This is a genomic window from Brotaphodocola sp. (genome assembly GCF_983179755.1).
Map to the genome: position 1 here is coordinate 79,766 of NZ_CFAHBC010000004.1, position 18,925 is coordinate 98,690.

Consider the following 18,925-nt stretch of genomic DNA (forward strand, 5'->3'; position numbering starts at 1 on the left):
TCCTTTTTTGCACGACAAAAAGAGACAGAAACCTCAATCTTTTGAGATTCCTGTCTCTTAATCTTCACATTCTAACACGCTTTGCGACTATTTTTGTCGATTCTTCCGATGTAATCACATTCTGCGATCAACACTTATCTCTTGTTCTTCTTTAAGAAATCCGGGATGTTGATCGGGTTATCATGGTTGATTGGACGATAAACCGGTCTGGCTGCGTTCTGCTGATTGCCCATTCCGATCTGCGGACCTGCACTCTGCGGATTACTAAAGCCGATCTGCGGACCCGCATTCTGGGTGGTTCCCATTCCAATCTGCGGACCAACGTTCTGAGCCGGTCTCGTTGCAGCGGTCTGCTGTGCTACGGTCTGAGCACCTGCATCTACCTTATTCTGTAAGAAAACCGGAATCGTATTGTGGCTTGCCTGTGCGGCTGCGGTTGCTCCAAGGCTGCTCATTGCACTGCTCACCGGAGTCGTCTTTGCAGAAGCGTCCAGTCCAGTTGCGATTACGGTGATCGTAGCCTCATCCTGTGCGTTCTCATCGTACATTGCACCAAAGATGATGTTTGCATCATCACCAGCCAGCTCCTGAACGTAGCTTGCTGCATCGTTTGCCTCGATCAGGCTGATATCGCCGGAAATATTGATGATAACGTGGCTTGCGCCCTCGATCGTGGTCTCGAGAAGCGGGCTTGCAACTGCCTGCTTAACAGCCTCGATTGCCTTGTCGTCGCCCTTTGCATGGCCGATACCGATGTGAGCGATGCCCTTGTCGGTCATAACGGTCTGTACATCTGCGAAATCCAGGTTGATCAGACCCGGAACATTGATCAGGTCGGTAATACCCTGTACGGCCTGCTGAAGAACCTCATCTGCCTTCTTCAGTGCATCCGGCATCGTGGTACGGCGATCTACGATCTCAAGCAGTTTGTCGTTCGGGATCACAATCAGAGTATCTACGCTTGCCTTCAGATTCTCAATACCAGCAAGTGCATTGTTCATGCGGGCTCTTGCCTCAAAACGGAACGGCTTGGTCACAACGCCAACCGTCAGAATTCCCATATCTTTTGCGATCTTTGCGATCACCGGAGCAGCTCCGGTACCAGTACCGCCACCCATTCCGCAGGTAACGAATACCATGTCTGCACCCTTAAGTGCCTGAGAGATCTCCTCAGAGCTCTCCTCTGCTGCCTTCTGTCCGATCTCCGGCTTTGCACCTGCTCCAAGACCCTTCGTCAGCTTCTCGCCAATCTGCATTGCGGTCGGAGCTTTACAGAACTGAAGAGCCTGCTTGTCCGTATTGATTCCGATAAATTCAACTCCTGCAATATTCTCATCCACCATGCGGTTCACGGCATTATTTCCAGCTCCGCCGACACCAACCACAATAATTCTGGCAGAATTCTCTGCTTCATTTATTTTAATCTCCAACAAGACTTTGTCCTCCTTAATCTCTCTCTAAAAGCTCCGTATTGTAACACTTTTGTAATATTTTTTTAAACTCGCCTATCTAATACTATATGTGATTTCTTTAAAAATATCAACCTCTAATTTGCAGAATTTATGTGAAAATTTTGTTGATTCTTCGTTTTTTCTTCCATACAATTCGACAGAACCCGACTTTCTTCGAGCAGACTTTCTTCAAATCCATCTCTGAATCGACAAACTCTGTCAGACCTGTCACTTATCCTCTTCCAACACTATTTCATGATTCGTACCTTCGATCCTTGAGGCTGCTTTATAGCTATCGGGTCACAAACTCACAAACTCATGCTGTCGCACTCATCTGCCTGCCAACCCAGACTTTGCTATGCTCTCGGCTTAAACGCGTACATCGCATTCAGATTTCCCTCATCATAGGTATCGAGATAGAGCGTTCCGCTAAGCCCCACAATCTGAGGCATAATGTCACTCAGTTCCGAAATCTTGCCGTTGAGATCATTATTCCCCCCGAGAACCACATCAATGTCCCCGATATGGAGGGTAGTGCTTCCATTCGTGGAAAAACGGATCTGGTCGCTCTCAATCTGGTAGATCGAGAGAACCTGCGTCAGATTCAGAATATCCGAAAAAATCTGGGCGCTCTCAACCGGAAGTTTCTCATAGAGCACGATATGACCGAACTTGAGTCCGGTGATCTCGGGAATACCGGGCAGTTTTTCGCTTGCACTCTCAACGATGATGCCATCCTTATCGAAATACATGTAACTGCTCATGTAGGAGACACAGCCCACCATGCTCTTCTCATAGACGATGATCTCGATCTGGGACATACTGCGAAAAATAATCTTGTAATCCTCCACAAACGGGATCTTCTTGTGAGGCTCAAACCGATCCTTCAAATAACAGATTCCGCTGTTTTTGCTCAGCGAATCCGGAAACAGCATCTCCACAATCTGATCCGAATCATATTTCTTGTTTCCCGTCACCGTAATGTCCGTGATCTTCACAGACAGAAGAAGAACGACCAGAAACAGCGCAGTGATCCCCACCGCGCCAAACCAGACTCTCTTTCTTCCAAATCCCTCTCTCATTTTCTGCCCGTTCCTCGATTCCTATGTTCTACAAACTTTTCCCAGCATAACTCTGCAATGAATTAGTAACATGGGGATTTTGCCAAATCCTTACTCCCGAAGCGCAATCTCCGCTCCAACTTGTGCGAGATCCCGGCTGATATCCTCATACCCTCGGCTGATGTGCTCATAACCCTCGACAAGCGTCTCTCCCTCTGCCGTAAGCCCTGCAACAACGAGAGCCGCACCTCCGCGCAGATCTTTTGCCTGAACACGCGCACCGTGAAGTGGACGCTGTCCCCGGACTCTCGCAAATCTGTTCTCTATTATAATAGATGCCCCCAATTTGCGCAATTCCTCCGCGCAAGAAAAACGCTTTTCAAACACAGTTTCCTGAATCCGCCCTTCCCCGCTCGCAGAGGCCAGCACCGCCATCATCACCGGCTGAAGATCCGTCGGAAATTCGGGGTAAGGTCCCGTCGAAAAATCACAGGCTCTTGCTCTTCCCTGCATTCTCGCCACAAGCCCCTCAGGCGAAACCGCAATCTCCATCCCCATTCTCTCCGCAAGTCTCAAGCTCTCCTCCATATGGAAAACCGGTGCTCCACACAGCCTCAATCTCCCTCCACTGCAAAGAAGGGCACCAAGATACGTTCCTGCAACAATCCGATCCCCATCGATCGCAAACGTCGTATCGTGAAGCGGAACTCCGCCCTCAATCAAAATACACGCTGTCCCTCCACCCGTGATCTTTGCTCCCATACTGCAAAGGAAATCACAGAGCATCTCAATCTCCGGCTCTCTCGCACCCCCGATGATCCGCGTCGCCCCAGGCACAGAGACAGATGCCAGAATCGCATTCTCTGTCGCCCCGACACTCGGATATGGGAAACGAATCGTCGCCGGATGGAGATGATTTGCAAAGACACCGATCTGCTCCCCCTCTGTGCGAACCTGAGCACCGAGCGCACGAAACGCATCGAGATGAAGATTGACCGGGCGATTTCCAAGGCAACATCCTCCCGGATGTCTGCTGACTGCAAGCCCAAATCTGCCAAGCAAAGGTCCGAGAAGCATGACGGAAGAGCGCATCTGTCCCGACATCGCACACGGCACCGGCACCGCTTCCGCATGGGTCGCATCAATCACCGCCGTATGCCCCTCAAGCGCACAACGACACCCCAAATACTCCAATATCCCCATCATACAGATCACATCCTGTATAATGGGGACATTTGTTATCACGGTGGTTCCGCGGTGAAGAAGCGCTCCCGCCATAATCGGAAGCACTCCATTTTTGGAACCCTGTATGTGGATTTCTCCATTCAGACCATGCCGTCCCTGGATACGAATGACAGACAATACAATCCCTCCCGATGCCTCCGTCTATATTCCTATCCTATGTAGATCAGTCTGAAAACGTTTTTCCTCCGGCACACAAATCTGCTGCCACCACTGTATCATACGGCATTTTCAGTTCAGAAAATGCCTACCCATGTACAATAACACAAATTTCACTTAATTAGTTACGCGCGCTCCAGTTTAATCTGATTCGAGACGCTGAGCACAAGCCCCATCTCAATCATCAGGAAGAGCACCGACGTACCTCCGTAACTGATAAACGGAAGCGTGATTCCGGTATTCGGGATCGTGTTCGTCACAACCGCAATGTTCAAGATCACCTGAATTGCAATGTGCGCCATCACACCGACCACGAGCATTGCGCCAAACAGATCCGGTGCATTGTTCGCAATCACCATACAGCGATAAATCATGAACATGAAAATCAGGATCACGGACACTGCCCCAAAAAGTCCAAGCTCCTCGCAGATGATCGAAAAAATCATATCATTCTGCGCCTCCGGCACAAAGCCGAGCTTCTGGATACTCTCTCCGAGTCCTTTTCCGAAAAGTCCTCCGGAACCGATCGCATAGAGTCCCTGAAGCACCTGATAACCGCCTTCCTGCGCATACTGGGTCGGATCAAGCCAGACATGGATACGCTTCATCTGATAGGCGTGCAGGATGTTCATTTTCTCCAGAAACGGCTCCCAGAACTGCGCGGTAAAGATCAGCGCAAAAGCTCCGACTCCACTGCACAGAAAGATCGCATAGCGCTTGCAGGCAACAAAGAGCATCACAACCGCAATTCCGAGAATAATCACTCCGGAACTCAAGTTGTTAAGACCTACGATCGCCGCAATCGGAAATGCCAGAAGCATCATCTGAATCATTCCCTTCCAGGTATTGAGCTTGTTGACATGTTTGACGACATAGGCCGCAAGAAAGACAATCAGAGCGACTTTCGCAAACTCGGTCGGCTGGAAACTGAACATTCCGACACCGAGCCAACGCTTCTTTCCGTTGATCTCTTTTCCGACAAAGGTTACCGCAACCATCAGCACATAGGAGAGCAGATAGCCGAGCATCGACAATTTCTGAAACCAGCGATAATCCATCTTGGAAATGATAATTGCTACAAGAAGACCTCCAACTGCAATCACAAACTGACGCTTCAGAAAGTATGTGGAATCCCCCTTCTGTGTCAACTGCGCAGTGTAAGAGCTGGCGCTGTAAATCATCACAAGACCGAACGCCATCAGAAAAATCACGCAGAACAACAGGCTGTAATCATAAAAACGCCTGACCTTCTTTTTCTTTGCCATGGGGGTCCTCCTAATTTCTTTGATGTGCTCTCAAAATTTTCCAGATCTTAAAGATTTCTCACACACTCCTTAAAGATCTCACCTCTCTGCTCGTAGTTGTCGAACATGCCCCAGCTTGCACATGCCGGTGAGAGAAGCACATTGTCGCCTGCGTTTGCGTAAGCGGCGCAGACACGGACAGCCTCCGGCATATCCTCCGCATACATGATCTCCGTAAATCCGTGCTTTCTCGCGCACTCTGCGATCTTGTCACGGGTCTGACCGATCAGCACGAGATACTTGACCTTGTTGCCGAATTCCTCAATCCACTCGTCATACTCGTTGTGCTTGTCGTATCCGCCCGCAATCAGAACCGTCGGTCCCGGCATTGCGCGGATTGCCTGAATTGCTGCATCCGGATTCGTTCCCTTGGAATCATTGTAGTAGCGCACGCCCGCACGCTCCAAGACGAACTCGATTCGATGCTCAACTGCCTTGAATGCCTTGACTGCCTTGCGAATCAAGTCCATCGGAACGCCGATGCGGATCGCCATTGCAACTGCTGCCATCACATTCTCATAATTGTGCTTTCCGAGAAGCTGAAGATCATGGACATTTACAATCTCCTCGATCTTTCCATCATGCGCATACATGATCAGATCTCCGTCGAGATACATGCCGGATTTGAGTTTCTGGGTACTCGAGAACCAGAATACGCTCGGCTTGCGGTCTTCCTTCTCGCCAAACTCTCTCAGAACCGGATCGTCGTAGTTGAGCACTACGCAGTCCTTCTCGGTCTGATTCTCGGTGATGCGCTCCTTCACAGCGATGTAATTTTCCATCGTTCCGTGACGATTCAGGTGGTCCGGCGTGATGTTTAAAATTGCGCTGACATTCGGATGGAAATCCATGATTGTCTCGAGCTGGAAGCTGGAAACCTCAGCAACCGTCACAGACTTCTCCGTCGTCTCAAGCGCTGTCTCGGTGTAAGGGATTCCGATGTTTCCAACCACAAAGACCTCATCAAAATACGTCTTCATAATCGCGCCGGTCAGTGCCGTCGTCGTCGTCTTTCCGTTCGTTCCGGTGATTGCAATCAGCTTGCCCTTTGACACATGATAAGCCAGCTGAATCTCACTCCAGATCGGAATCTTTGCGTCATCGAGAACCGGCACAAACGGTGCGTCAAGCGGGATACCCGGACTGATGATCGACAGCTCCACGCCGACAAGATCGGTGCGGGACAGCGGTCCAAGGACGATTGTCAGCTTGTCATCCTCCTCAAAATTTTCCCGAATCTTCTCCGGATCCAGTTTCTCATTTCCATCATAAAGCACAACCTCCCCGCCCATTTTCAGGAGAAGTTTTGCCGCAGAGATTCCACTTTTTCCACAACCTGCCACTAATACTTTCTGACTGCTCATGTACATTTCCTCCTAATTTCAAGTTGACATTCTAAGTTCTGTTCGTATTTCTTCGTTCGTATTTCTTCGTAATCTCGTCGACATTTCGACCTTACAGACCAAGATACGCTACGAGACAGAGAAGAGCCGTAACGGTGGAAAATACTGCCACCACTCTCGTCTCTGACCAACCGCACAGTTCAAAGTGATGATGAATCGGAGCCATCTTGAAAATTCGTTTTCCCTTCGTTGCCTTGAAGTAGCCGACCTGCATAATGACGGAGAGTACCTCCACCAGATAGATCAGACCGATGATCGGGATGAACAACGGCATCTGCATCATAAATGCACTCGAAGCCACAAATCCGCCGAGCGCGAGAGAACCGGTGTCTCCCATAAACACTTTTGCCGGATAGACGTTAAACAGAAGGAAACCGAGAAGACTTCCCACAACGGCACCGGTGATCGGGCTGATTCCGCTGTTCTCTCCGATCGCAATGATCGTCAGAAACGTCGCAACGAGGATTGTCACGCTCGTGCACAGTCCATCCTCTCCGTCCGTAAAGTTCACGCCGTTATCCGTTCCAAGGACAACAAAAAATACAAAGGGAATAAACAGAACTCCCAGACTCACATAATATCCATGTTCAAATCCGCCCGTAAACGGGATCAGCATCGAGGTTCCGACCTCACCGGAATGAATCAGATACCACACAAAGATGCCGGTAATCACAAACTGACCAATCAGTTTCTGGATCGGGTTGAGTCCCTCCGAGCGCTTCATCACAATCTTGATGTAGTCATCAAGAAAACCAATGATTCCAAATCCGACTGTCACAAACAGAACCGGAATGATCTTCGGGTAATCTTTCATGTAAAACAGCGAGGTAATCACAATCGACGCGAGAATCACAAGACCTCCCATCGTCGGTGTTCCCTGCTTCTTCAAATGTGCCTGCGGACCATCTAAGCGAACCTGCTGTCCAAATTTCAGCTTGTGAAGAAACGGGATCACGATCGGGCAGAGAATTGCGCTGATCGCAAAGGCAATAATAATCGCTAATATCGTTTCGTTAATCATAGTGCACTCCTATCGGTTATGTAGTCTGTCCGTCAAACCAGACATCGTATAGTATACGTCTTTTTGTACGAATAATCAAGTTTGTGTTACACGTTGTACAAACAGGATTTGGATGATCTGCAAAATCTGCTGCCACTGCGGTCTATTACGATTGTCTGTCACTGCTATCTGTCACCCCTGTCATTGCCCGGCACTGACAGAGTCCTTCTCAACTCCAAGATACGGCAAAATATTTTGAAAAAGATCGGCAATCACCGGAGCCGCAATTGTTCCGCCGTAATAAATCCCCTGCGGTTCATCGATTGTGATTAACGCAATCACCTGCGGATCGTTCGCCGGGGCAAACCCGAGAAACGAGGAGATATACTTTTTCCGACTTCGCGGAAGCTTCTCGGAGGTCGCTGTCTTTCCACCGATCCGATACCCCTCGACCGAGGCTTTCTTTCCGCTTCCCTCTGCGACAACCTGTTCGAGCACATAGCGAAGCGTCTCACTCGTCTTCTCCGAAAGAATCTGCCCCTTCTCCTTCCATGAGAACTCCTGCACCTGTGTCCCGTCCGCACTCACAGCACGCACCCCAAAATGAGGAGTGACCCTGCGCCCGCCGTTAACGAGAGAGGCGACTGTCGTGATCAGCTGAATCGGCGTGATCTGAAATGACTGCCCGAACGAGACCGTCGCAAGCTCAACCGGTCCCATATTTTCTCTGCGGTGCATGATCGTCCCGGCTTCTCCCGGCAGGTCAATCCCCGTCTTTCCTCGAAGACCAAACTGCTCAAAATAATCGACGTACCGGTCGACTCCAAGCCTCTGCCCCACATCGATAAAGACCGGATTGCACGAGTTCATTGCGCCTTGAAGAAAGGTCTCTGATCCGTGCCCTCCGACCTTATGGCAACGGATTTTTCGATCCTCAACGATCCGAAATCCCGGGCACGAAAATGTGTCATTCAGCGTGACAACTCCGGCTTCAAGCCCGGCGCTCGCCGTGATAATCTTAAACGTCGAGCCCGGCTCGTAAGTATCGTTGATCGCCGGATTTCTCCACATCTGATTTAAAAGTTCCTGTCGTTCTTTCGATGAAAGCACCGCTTGCTCCGTGCCCACGGAATTTCCCGAATTTTCTGTGCTCTCTGAATCTCCCAAATTTTCTGCACGCCCTGGGACACTTTGCGTCTGCGCGAGAATCTCCTTCGTCAGTGTAAACGGCTGATTTAAGTTGAATTCAGGGACATTTGCCATCGCAAGAATCTCCCCGTTTTGTGGATTCATGACAATCATCGAGACTTTCTTTGCACCTTTTTGCTCCATCGCAAGCGTTGCAAGCTGTTCGGCATACTTCTGGATGTTCACATCGAGACTGATCTGAAGATCCATGCCCGCAATCGGCTCAATCCGGTCCTCAAACGCATTTTCGAGTTCAACGCCCTTCGCATCCGTCATCGTCAGAATCGTCCCATTTGTTCCCTTAAGCACAGACTCATACTGAACCTCGAGACCGATGATGCCCTGATTGTCCCCTCCGGTAAATCCGAGCACTTTCGATGCGAGAGAGCCAAACGGATAGGTGCGCCGGTAATCCTCATCGACCTTGACTCCTGCAAGATGGAACGTGCGGATGCGATCTCCGACCTCTTTCTCGACATTTGTCCGGATAATCTCGCGCGAGCTTCGCTTCTCAACGCGCGCCCGCACCGTCTTCTCCTCCATCTCAAGCTCTCTCGTCAATGTCTCGATCACGAGTTCCCGGTCTTCAACCTGATTGTAAATGACCGAGATCGTGCACACGGTTCGATTATCTGCGATCACGACTCCATTTGCATCGAGAATTCTTCCTCGGGCAGACTTGATCTTGCGCTCCCGCTGATGCAGCTCCTCCGCCATCTGGCTGTACTGCGCGGAACAGAAAAGCATCAGATAAACAAGCCGTCCTGTGAGTCCTACCATGCACAGGCACAGCAAAACACACAGGACGGCAATTTTTTTCCGATGACGGGTCATCATGAAATCAGAACCTCTCCCGAGCACTCATCATTACAGGATATGGCAAACAATCAGATTTTATTCTCCCTCTGCACTCGGATCAGAACCTGCTTCAGCTTCTCCCTCAGAGCCTCCCTGGGTCTGATTCTCGGTCTCAGAGCCTTGGGAAGCCTCTGCGGTCTCTCCCCCCGGCGTCTCCGCCTCGGTGCTCACACTCACCTGAGCGCTCACATCCGGCAGGGAATCCACATCGATCGCCTCACTTCCCGGCTCAATCACAATCTCTGTCTCAGAAGTCTCTGCTCCCTCCGGCATATTGTCAGGAATCCCATTTCCACCATCTGCGGAGTCCACATACTCATCGGTGTCGTAAATCTTCGTCTCCTCCGGTGCGGTCTCTGTCGGTGTTCCATTATTGTCCGTGATTCCCTCTGCGCCCGGAAGCTGGGAGGCAAGTGATTCATCGACATTCTGTACATCCACCGACGAGAAGACATTCATATACGGAAGGATGTCCTGCATGATATTCGCAAACACACCAGCCGCATAGGAGCTGTGCGCCTGATCCTCCACATGAGGCTCATCGATCGTCACATAGACGAGAACCTGAGGATCGTCCGCCGGGGCAAATCCACAGAACGAGAGCAGGTAATTGCCCTGTCTTCTCGGAATCTTCTCTGCTGTTCCGGTCTTTCCCGCAATGTCATATCCGGCAACTGCGGCTGCCTTTCCGGTACCTTCATTGACAGTCCTGAACAGTGCATGCTTGATAAACGTGCTCGTCGACTCCGATACGGTCTCGCGCACGAGCTTCGGCTCAATTTTCTTGACAACGGAACCCTGCTCATCAAGAATCTGTCTGACGACATGAGGCTCATAGTAGGAACCTCCGTTGATCACGGAACAGTATGCCGCTGCCATCTGAATCATCGTACAGTTATAGCCCTGTCCGAACGAGTTCGTCGCAAGCTCCACCGGTCTCAAATTCTGCGCATCGTAGATCAGATTCTTCGTATCCGCCTCACCCGGAAGATCAATTCCGGTCTTTGCACCGAAGCCAAACATCTTCTGATATTTGGAGAACAGCGAAGCCCCGCTCTTTGCCACAATCTGCATCATTGCATCGTTGCAGGACTGCATCAAGGTCTCCTCAAGCGTCAGAACTCCATGTCCGCCTCGTCTCCAGGCATCACACTTGATCTGCACACCGGCAACCTCCTGAGAACCGTCACAGAAAAACGTGTCGTTCTGGGAAATGATCCCCTCCTCGAGTGCCGTTGCCACGGTGAAAATCTTCGACGGGGAACCCGGCTCATAGGTATCACTGATGCAGTAGTTTCTCCAGATCTGGTTCCATGCGACCTGCTGGCCAAACGAGCGAATCTCATCGTCCGTATAATAAGAGCGCACCTGATCCTGAGTGATCGGTGTCTCCTCCTTGTGCTTTCGATTCCAGGTCGCTGTCGCCTCTTTCAGACCGAACTGCCAGATCTGATCGTCGTTAAAGCGATCCCCGATCACACGCGGATTGTTCAGATCAAACGTGCTTCCGCTCGCCATTGCGAGCACTTCCGCGGTATCCGGATCCATGACAACAACGCCGATCTGCTTTGATCCCGTCTGCTGTTCCCACTCCTGAATCCGCTTCTCGACGGCATTCTGAATATTGACATCGATCGTCGATACAACGGTATTTCCGTTTGTCGCCGGTTTGATCACCCGCTCAAGGTTGGAATCGTCATTTAAGTATCCGTACTCGCGTCCGTTTGTTCCGATCAGGGAACTGTTGTAAGACTGCTCAATTCCGCCAAGTCCGCTGTCCGTGCCGGAAAATCCGATCACATTGCAGGCGAGGGAATTGTACGGGTAAAGTCTGCGGTACTCATCCTCAAACCAGACACCCTTTACGCGCGCCTTCGAGTCTGCCTTCGCATTTGCCTTGTTCGTCTCCTTCTGATAATTCTCAAAGTTTTCCTTATCATCATAGGAGAGTTTTCTCGCATAGCGGATGTACGCCTTATCCTTGTTCTCTGTGATCAGTGTGCGCATCGTATTCTCATCATATCCAAAAACGTTCACCAGTGCCTGCACCGATGCATCCAGATAATTCTCCTCTTTTGACATGATCTGTTGCGGATCAATGATCAGGTTGTACACCTTCTCCGTCGTTGCCAGATATGTTCCATTGCGGTCAACAATGTCTCCGCGCCGATATGGGATTACACGGCTGTCATACGACTGCTGTGCCAAAACAATCTGCGTGTATTTGTCCTCATTTTTCGTGATAATCGAGTACAGTCTCCATGTCACAGCCACCGCAAGAAGGAGGATGATGATTCCCGTCATCGCCAGCTTCTCCTGCATGTATCTCACAAAAATCCGCTTTTTTCCGGAATTCTTTGCATTTGAAGCGGAGGACGTTCTTGAATCCTCCCCCTGATTTCCTGCGCCTCCGGTATATCCGGAACCTGTATATCCAGAACCCGAATATCCGGTGCGACCGCTGTTTCTGTTGTTGCCTCTCATGTTGACTGCGCCTGCATTTCTTATGTTGCTGTTATTTTCTCTGAACCCTGCATTTTTCGCAGTACCTGTAACTCTCGCACTGCTGATCGTTCTGGCTCTGCCGGCAGACTTCACTGCCAGCCCGCCGCCAACGCGATTTCTGGTATTCGTATTTCTGTTGCTATTATTTCTATTATTACTGTTGTTCCTGTCGTTATTGTTTCTATTATTGCTATTACTATTGTTATTACTATTGTTGTTGCTAGTTCTGTTATTGCTAACTCTGCTGTTTTTGCTGGTCTTTTTGCGATTGCTCGTATTGCCGGTACGATTTTTATTTCTTTTTCCGGACTGATTCCGGGCATTCTTTCTGGAATCAGTGTTTCGGGATGTCCTCATTCTGTTTTACGTACTCGCTTTCTTTTTTGTCGTACAGACGAACCTGATCACGGTTCGCATATACCATCCCCAGCTCTTCCGTCGCAACCTTATAGATATGATCCAGATCAACCGATATGTTGATTCTCGTCTGAAGCGCATCGTTCTCCGATTTCAGACTCTCCACTTCCTGCTCCAGCTTCTCAATGTTGTGGATTCTTCCCGTAATCGTAGACTGCACCTGCAGATAGCTCACACAGATATAGAGCGCACTCATCGCTGCAACCGTCAATGCAAGAACGTAAGGCACATCCATTTGAAGCGCCTTCTCCTGATTCCGTCTGACAGCACGGCTGACTCTCCGCTTGTGCCGGATCTGGTTGCGTTCTTCCCGTCCCGGCTGGCGTGACGGCACTGTCTGTTCTACCGCAGTGCCATACACATAAGGTGGTTGTTTCATTCTTCTCTTTTCAGCCATACTATCCCCTCCCCGTCTTGGTTTGACGTTATTCTTTTTTCCTCTTATTTTCCCTTTTCCCTTTTTGTTTCCCGGTATCAATCTTTTTTTGTTCATCTCAATCAGCCGATTCTTTTGTCGTTGTTTCTTTCTCTTCCCTGTCATCTAATCAGCTGACACTTTTTCCAGTCCCTCTCGGGACTGATCACTCTTCTCCCCGCTCAAAAACGCGAAGTTTTGCGCTCTTTGCACGAGGATTCTCCTCCATCTCCACCTCGGAGGGAAGGATTGGTTTTCTTGTAATTACTTTTCCCTTACTCTTTTTCCCGCACATGCATACCGGAAATCCCGGCGGACAGATACAAGGATTCTCATTCGTCCGAAAACGGTTCTTCACGATCCGATCCTCAAGCGAATGGAAGGTGATAATGCTCAGTCTTCCGCCCGGAGCAAGCAGATCAATCATCGTGTCAATCGAGTTTTTCAGTACTTCAAGCTCCTGATTCAGCTCGATTCTGATCGCCTGAAACGTCCTCTTGGCCGGATGTCCTCCGGTCGCGCGCACCTTCATCGGAATCGCCGCCTTGATGACCTCCGTCAATTCCCCGGCTGTTTCAATCGGCTTCTCCTCACGCCTCTTTACAATGTGCTTCGCAATATTTTTTGCAAACTTGTCTTCCCCATAATCACGGATAATCCGGTAAAGATCGGATTCTGTGTAGGTGTTCACAATGTCTGCCGCTGTCTTTGTATTTCTCTGATCCATGCGCATATCAAGCGGGGCATTCTCATCCCGGTAAGTAAATCCACGCTCCGCTGTATCCAGCTGATATGAGGAAACTCCCAGATCCAGATAAATGCCGTTCACTTTCTCAATTCCCAGATCACTCAGGATCTGAGCAATATTCACATAGTTGCTTCGCACAACCGTAACATGATCCCCATACGGCTTCAATCGCTCTGAAGCTGCACGGATCGCATCGGCATCCTGATCAATTCCAATCAGGCGCCCTCCCTCTCCAAGACGTCTGCACACCTCCGAAGCGTGACCGCCTCCTCCGAGTGTTCCGTCTACATAGATGCCGTCCGGTTTTACCATCAGGCTGTCTATCGTTTCTTCAAGCAAAACGGATTTGTGTTCAAATGCCATCTTATCGTTACTCCCAGATCTTTCATGTTCTCACTATAAGCAAAAAAAGTGGAAAAACGCAGACCTGCAACCGTCAGACTCCATCGTCATTTATAACGGACTCATCCTTCGGCTACACTCTGAAATTTGCAAAAAATCCATAATTTTTTATGATTCTTTGCAAACCTTGCGCCACTGTTCACGTCCCCACGCAATCAGCGACAATTCTGCCACTTTGTCCCACTTCTCATACTTGTAGATTTATTTTAGTACATCCTTCTGAAAATTTCAAGAATATTTGAAAAAGAATGTGAACAAAGAATCTATTGTCCTTCAGACGTTATATCAAAATAGTGAAATAAAAAAACGACTGCTCTGTCGTTCCCCCCCCTGACAGAAGCAGTCGTTTTTTTCCTGATCTCATCCGTTTTTCAAAATCCCTCCAGTATGTACTCCTCAATCAAATGATCCAGATCCACACTGTTCTGATAGACAGATTCGTAAGTTTCTCCCGATTCAATGCTGTGATTCAAAGCCTTTCTTGCCTTCTCGATCTCCAGTATCAACTCTTCTTTCGGAATTCTCATTTTTATGCCTCTCCTTTTGTCTTGCGCTGAATCAAATCTACGATGATTCCGAACGTTCTTTTTTCAAGTTTGCCAATCAGGTTGCAGAATTTTATTTTAGAATGAGGATTCTGTTGCCCACACCTTCCAGATGTTGTCTGCCATATTTCTATGTAATATCTTGCGATACCTCTTACAACATATGACTCAGCTTTCTGCGACGAACAATCAAATTTCCCACAGCCACAATCACCAAGGTCAGCGACAGTACCTGAGAAACCGGAAGTCCGGTTCCAAACAGGATCAGCTGGTCGGTTCGCAGACTTTCAATCCAAAATCTCCCTGTTCCGTATCCAAGCAAATAAATCCAGAGCATCTCCCCGTCAAATTTTTTCCGTTTCCGGTACCAGAGCATAAAGCACAGAAGCCCCAGATTCCAGCACGACTCATAAAAAAAAGTAGGATGAACCTGAATATACTCTACCCCCTGATCAACAATCATATGTTTCAGAACATCCGTATTCAGCATATTATCATTCACAATGGAACGCTTAATCCGCATTGCAAACAGGCTGTCCGTGTATCCTCCAAAGGCTTCCCGGTTAAAGAAATTGCCCCAGCGTCCGATAAGCTGACCGGTCACCAGACCAAGCACTCCGGTATCCGCCATCGAGAAAAAGGAAACTTTCCGCATGCGGGTAAATACAATTAACGTAAGAACTGCGCCAATCACACCTCCATAGATTGCCAGTCCGCCTGCCCGAAGATTGAAGATCTCCAGCAGATTGTTTTTATAGTTATCCCATTCAAAAACTACATAATAAACTCTTGCCCCAATGATGGAAAAAATAATCCCATACAAAGCAAAGTCCAGATACAGTTCCGGGTCCTGCCCTCTTCTCTTTGCATCGGACTGGACAACCCAAATGCCTGCAAGCATTCCCAGTCCGATGATAATCCCATAGTAGGCAATCCGAAATCCAAATACAGAAATGCTGTTCGACAAATGCTGTATGGTAATTCCAAGGTGTACAAAGCTAATATCTGCACCTTCCATTGTGATACATGCTCCTTTCGATGTCCTCTCTATTTTACAGCCCCCACCTTCCAAAATCAAACACAATCGGACGACTTATTGCGCTATAATTCGACAGAAAAATTTTTCTTCCAGCGCAAACTTTCTGACATCACTCCACTGTTCAACAGGAAAGCTCAAGAACTGCAAGTTCTATGCTACAAGTTCTCGGCACAAAAAGCAAGCGATTTTTCCGGATAAGACACCAAAAGCTCCAACTATTTAGTCGGATTCTTCCACCAGACTATATTCCGCTCCGATGCTTCCACCCGCTCATCAAAAAACCTAATTTTTACATCTGCCTTTTTTGTCTCTCTTTGTCGAAATAAAATTAGATTTTTCTTTTATCCTCATTATACTACAGACATGAAACGCAAAACCACCTTATTCTCCTGTTAATAAACTCTTTTTCCCCTATGCTTTTCTCAAAAATCTGCATCCTCGCAGTTCTCTCAATTTACTTTTTACTTTTCCTATGATATAGTAGATAAAAGTGTTTTCCAAATGTTTTATCCCATTTGTTCAGAAGATATCTGGGAAACAAAAAGATACGATAAGAATCAGGAGGCTTTTATAAAATGAAATTAGGTATTGTGGGACTGCCGAACGTCGGCAAAAGCACGCTCTTTAACTCTTTGACAAAAGCTGGCGCTGAGTCCGCCAACTATCCGTTCTGTACGATCGATCCGAACGTCGGAATCGTAACCGTACCGGATAAGCGTCTGAAACTTCTCGGAGATCTCTATCACTCCAAGAAAGTAACCCCGGCAGTCATCGAGTTCGTAGATATCGCCGGACTTGTAAAGGGTGCGTCCAAGGGTGAGGGACTTGGAAACCAGTTCCTTGCAAACATCCGTGAGGTAGATGCGATCGTTCACGTTGTCCGTTGCTTTGAAGATCCGAACGTTATCCACGTTGAGGGATCTGTTGATCCGATCCGTGACATCGAGACAATCAATCTGGAGCTGATCTTCTCTGATCTGGAAATTCTCGAGCGCAGAATTGCAAAGACCACGAAGTCTGCCTTCAACGACAAATCTCTTGCAAAGGAGCTTGAGATTTTAAAAGAACTGAAGGCAATTCTTGAGGATGGCAAGCTGGCAAGCAGTTATGAGAACGATGACGAGGATGTCATGGCATTCGTCAACTCCCTGAACCTGCTGACCTGCAAGCCGGTTATCTTCGCCGCTAACGTAGGCGAGGACGATTTGGCAGACGACGGCGCAAACAATGCCCATGTTTCTGCTGTCCGCGAGTACGCAAAAGAAAACAACTCTGAGGTATTTGTCATCTGTGCCCGCATCGAGGAGGAGATCTCCGAGCTTGACGACGATGAAAAGCAGGAATATCTCGATGCCCTCGGTCTCGAAGAGTCCGGTCTTGACAAGCTGATCGCAGCAAGCTACCGTCTGCTCGGTCTGATCAGCTACCTGACCTCCGGTGAGGACGAGACCCGTGCATGGACAATCAAGGTCGGCACAAAGGCTCCTCAGGCAGCAGGAAAGATCCACTCCGATTTTGAGCGTGGATTCATCCGTGCAGAGGTTGTAAATTACCAGGATCTGCTCGACTGCGGAACCTACGCAAAGGCAAAGGAGAAAGGTCTTGTAGGACTGGAAGGAAAAGATTACGTTGTAAAAGATGGCGATGTAATTCTCTTCCGCTTCAATGTATAAGAATCATCTGCTGATTCATCGGACGTGTTGATAATGCGTCCTTAACATGGCAAATATGCAAAAACGGACAGAAGATTTGAAAGTCTCCTGTCCGTTTTTTATTCAAAGTATCTGACAAGCCAACCCCTTACAGATACTTCTTCATCATATCACAGCAGTCCAGAGTTGCAAAATAATCCTTTGCGGTCTCGGCTCTGCGGATCATCTTCACACTGCCGTCTTCCTTCAGAAGCAGTTCTGCGGATTTCAGCTTTCCGTTGTAGTTGTAACCCATCGCAAATCCGTGAGCACCGGTATCGTGGATCACGAGCAGATCTCCTCTCTCAATCTCCGGAAGCATACGGTCAATCGCGAACTTATCGTTGTTCTCGCACAGAGAACCGACTACATCGTACTTGTGATCGCACGGCTCATTTTCTTTTCCCATCACGGTAATGTGATGATAAGCGCCATACATAGCCGGACGCATCAGATTTACTGCGCAGGCATCTACACCGATATACTCTTTGTAGGTATGCTTCTCATGGATTGCACGGGTCACGAGACAGCCATACGGTGCGAGCATGAAACGTCCCATCTCGGTGTAGATCGCAACATCTCCCATTCCTGCCGGAACCAGAGTCTCCTCGTAAACTTTGCGAACTCCCTCTCCGATCACTGCGATATCATTCGGCTCCTGATCCGGGCGATACGGAACACCTACACCACCGGACAGGTTGATGAACTTGATGTGAGCGCCAGTCTCTTTCTGAAGACGAACAGCCAGCTCAAACAGAACCTTTGCGAGCATCGGATAGTACTCGTTTGTCACAGTGTTGCTTGCAAGGAAGGCATGAATACCGAACTCCTCAGCGCCCTTTGCCTTGAGGATCTTGAATGCCTCAAAGATCTGCTCGGTCGTCATTCCGTACTTGGAATCGCCCGGGTTGTCCATGATGTCGTTGCTGATCTTGAACATTCCACCCGGATTGTAACGACAGCTGATCGTCTTCGGGATGTATCCAACTGCCTGCTCTACGCTCTCGATATGGGTGATATCATCGAGGTTGATGATGGCTCCGAGATCATTTGCCAGCTTAAACTCCTGAATCGGGGTATCGTTGGAAGAAAACATGATGTCATGTCCGGAAAATCCAACTGCATCGGACATCATCAGCTCCGTTGCAGAAGAACAGTCGGTTCCGCATCTGTAGTCTTTCAGAATCTGAAGAATGTACGGGTTCGGAGTTGCCTTTACTGCGAAATACTCCTTGTATCCCGGATTCCATGCAAATGCCTCTTTCAGACGCTTTGCATTCTCACGGATTCCCTTTTCATCGTACAGATAAAACGGGGTCGGATAAGTCTTTGCGATTTCCTCTAACTGTTCCTTTGTCACAAATGGTTTCTTCTCCACTTTTGTATCTCCTCTCAGATTAATTTTCTGTTTTTTACTGTTTTTACAAATTTCTGTGAACAACTCGATCATCGAATAACCGAAGATTCCCACTTAAAAATCCACAATCAAACACTCAG

General features: G+C 48.6%; 15 protein-coding genes. 1 reads left to right on the top strand and 14 read right to left on the bottom strand.

Features of this window, described 5'->3' with window-relative positions:
- Positions 1-134: 134 nt before the first annotated feature.
- The 13 genes from ftsZ to lgt form a co-directional block, all read right to left on the bottom strand.
- Complete coding sequence (ftsZ, locus tag AC4EVX_RS03025; protein WP_177977502.1) at positions 135-1,433, bottom strand: cell division protein FtsZ; 1,299 nt, start codon at positions 1,431-1,433, stop codon at positions 135-137.
- Between the two features lie 374 nt (positions 1,434-1,807).
- The gene (locus AC4EVX_RS03030) at positions 1,808-2,533 is read right to left on the bottom strand and encodes a cell division protein FtsQ (protein ID WP_177977503.1); all 726 of its coding nucleotides are present in this window, start codon (positions 2,531-2,533) and stop codon (positions 1,808-1,810) included.
- 90 nt (positions 2,534-2,623) lie between these two features.
- On the bottom strand, positions 2,624-3,874 hold the full coding sequence (murA, locus tag AC4EVX_RS03035; RefSeq protein ID WP_490159538.1) for a UDP-N-acetylglucosamine 1-carboxyvinyltransferase: 1,251 nt from the start codon (positions 3,872-3,874) through the stop codon (positions 2,624-2,626).
- A gap of 164 nt (positions 3,875-4,038) precedes the next feature.
- A complete protein-coding gene (ftsW, locus tag AC4EVX_RS03040; RefSeq protein WP_490159539.1) occupies positions 4,039-5,178 on the bottom strand; it encodes a putative lipid II flippase FtsW in 1,140 nt (379 codons plus the stop codon).
- A gap of 47 nt (positions 5,179-5,225) precedes the next feature.
- The gene (murD, locus tag AC4EVX_RS03045; RefSeq protein WP_308450448.1) at positions 5,226-6,581 is read right to left on the bottom strand and encodes a UDP-N-acetylmuramoyl-L-alanine--D-glutamate ligase; all 1,356 of its coding nucleotides are present in this window, start codon (positions 6,579-6,581) and stop codon (positions 5,226-5,228) included.
- A 91-nt stretch (positions 6,582-6,672) separates the two neighbouring features.
- Positions 6,673-7,641: a phospho-N-acetylmuramoyl-pentapeptide-transferase gene (gene mraY, locus AC4EVX_RS03050; protein ID WP_177977507.1), complete on the bottom strand. Its 969-nt coding sequence runs from the start codon at positions 7,639-7,641 to the stop codon at positions 6,673-6,675.
- A gap of 180 nt (positions 7,642-7,821) precedes the next feature.
- Positions 7,822-9,642: a peptidoglycan D,D-transpeptidase FtsI family protein gene (locus AC4EVX_RS03055; protein ID WP_490159546.1), complete on the bottom strand. Its 1,821-nt coding sequence runs from the start codon at positions 9,640-9,642 to the stop codon at positions 7,822-7,824.
- Between the two features lie 60 nt (positions 9,643-9,702).
- Entirely contained in the window at positions 9,703-12,150 is a 2,448-nt protein-coding gene (locus AC4EVX_RS03060) for a peptidoglycan D,D-transpeptidase FtsI family protein (RefSeq protein WP_490159547.1), read from the bottom strand.
- Positions 12,151-12,260: 110 nt separating this feature from the next.
- Entirely contained in the window at positions 12,261-12,494 is a 234-nt protein-coding gene (locus AC4EVX_RS03065; RefSeq protein WP_177977508.1) for a hypothetical protein, read from the bottom strand.
- Positions 12,495-12,505: 11 nt separating this feature from the next.
- Positions 12,506-12,985 (bottom strand): septum formation initiator family protein, encoded by a 480-nt coding sequence (locus AC4EVX_RS03070; RefSeq protein WP_308450445.1) that lies wholly within the window; start codon positions 12,983-12,985, stop codon positions 12,506-12,508.
- A gap of 184 nt (positions 12,986-13,169) precedes the next feature.
- A complete protein-coding gene (rsmH, locus tag AC4EVX_RS03075) occupies positions 13,170-14,114 on the bottom strand; it encodes a 16S rRNA (cytosine(1402)-N(4))-methyltransferase RsmH (protein ID WP_177977510.1) in 945 nt (314 codons plus the stop codon).
- 410 nt (positions 14,115-14,524) lie between these two features.
- Entirely contained in the window at positions 14,525-14,680 is a 156-nt protein-coding gene (locus tag AC4EVX_RS03080) for a Spo0E family sporulation regulatory protein-aspartic acid phosphatase (RefSeq protein ID WP_177977511.1), read from the bottom strand.
- Between the two features lie 172 nt (positions 14,681-14,852).
- Entirely contained in the window at positions 14,853-15,716 is an 864-nt protein-coding gene (gene lgt / locus AC4EVX_RS03085; RefSeq protein WP_490159540.1) for a prolipoprotein diacylglyceryl transferase, read from the bottom strand.
- A gap of 596 nt (positions 15,717-16,312) precedes the next feature.
- Between lgt and ychF the strand changes: the two genes are divergently transcribed.
- Positions 16,313-17,410, top strand: a complete 1,098-nt coding sequence (gene ychF, locus AC4EVX_RS03090) for a redox-regulated ATPase YchF (protein WP_177977513.1) — start codon at positions 16,313-16,315, stop codon at positions 17,408-17,410.
- A gap of 127 nt (positions 17,411-17,537) precedes the next feature.
- On the opposite strand, the gene AC4EVX_RS03095 is transcribed toward ychF, so the two are convergent.
- Positions 17,538-18,806 carry a diaminopimelate decarboxylase gene (locus AC4EVX_RS03095; RefSeq protein WP_177977514.1) on the bottom strand — a complete coding sequence of 423 codons (1,269 nt, stop codon included), beginning with the start codon at positions 18,804-18,806 and terminating at the stop codon, positions 17,538-17,540.
- Positions 18,807-18,925 lie beyond the last annotated feature (119 nt).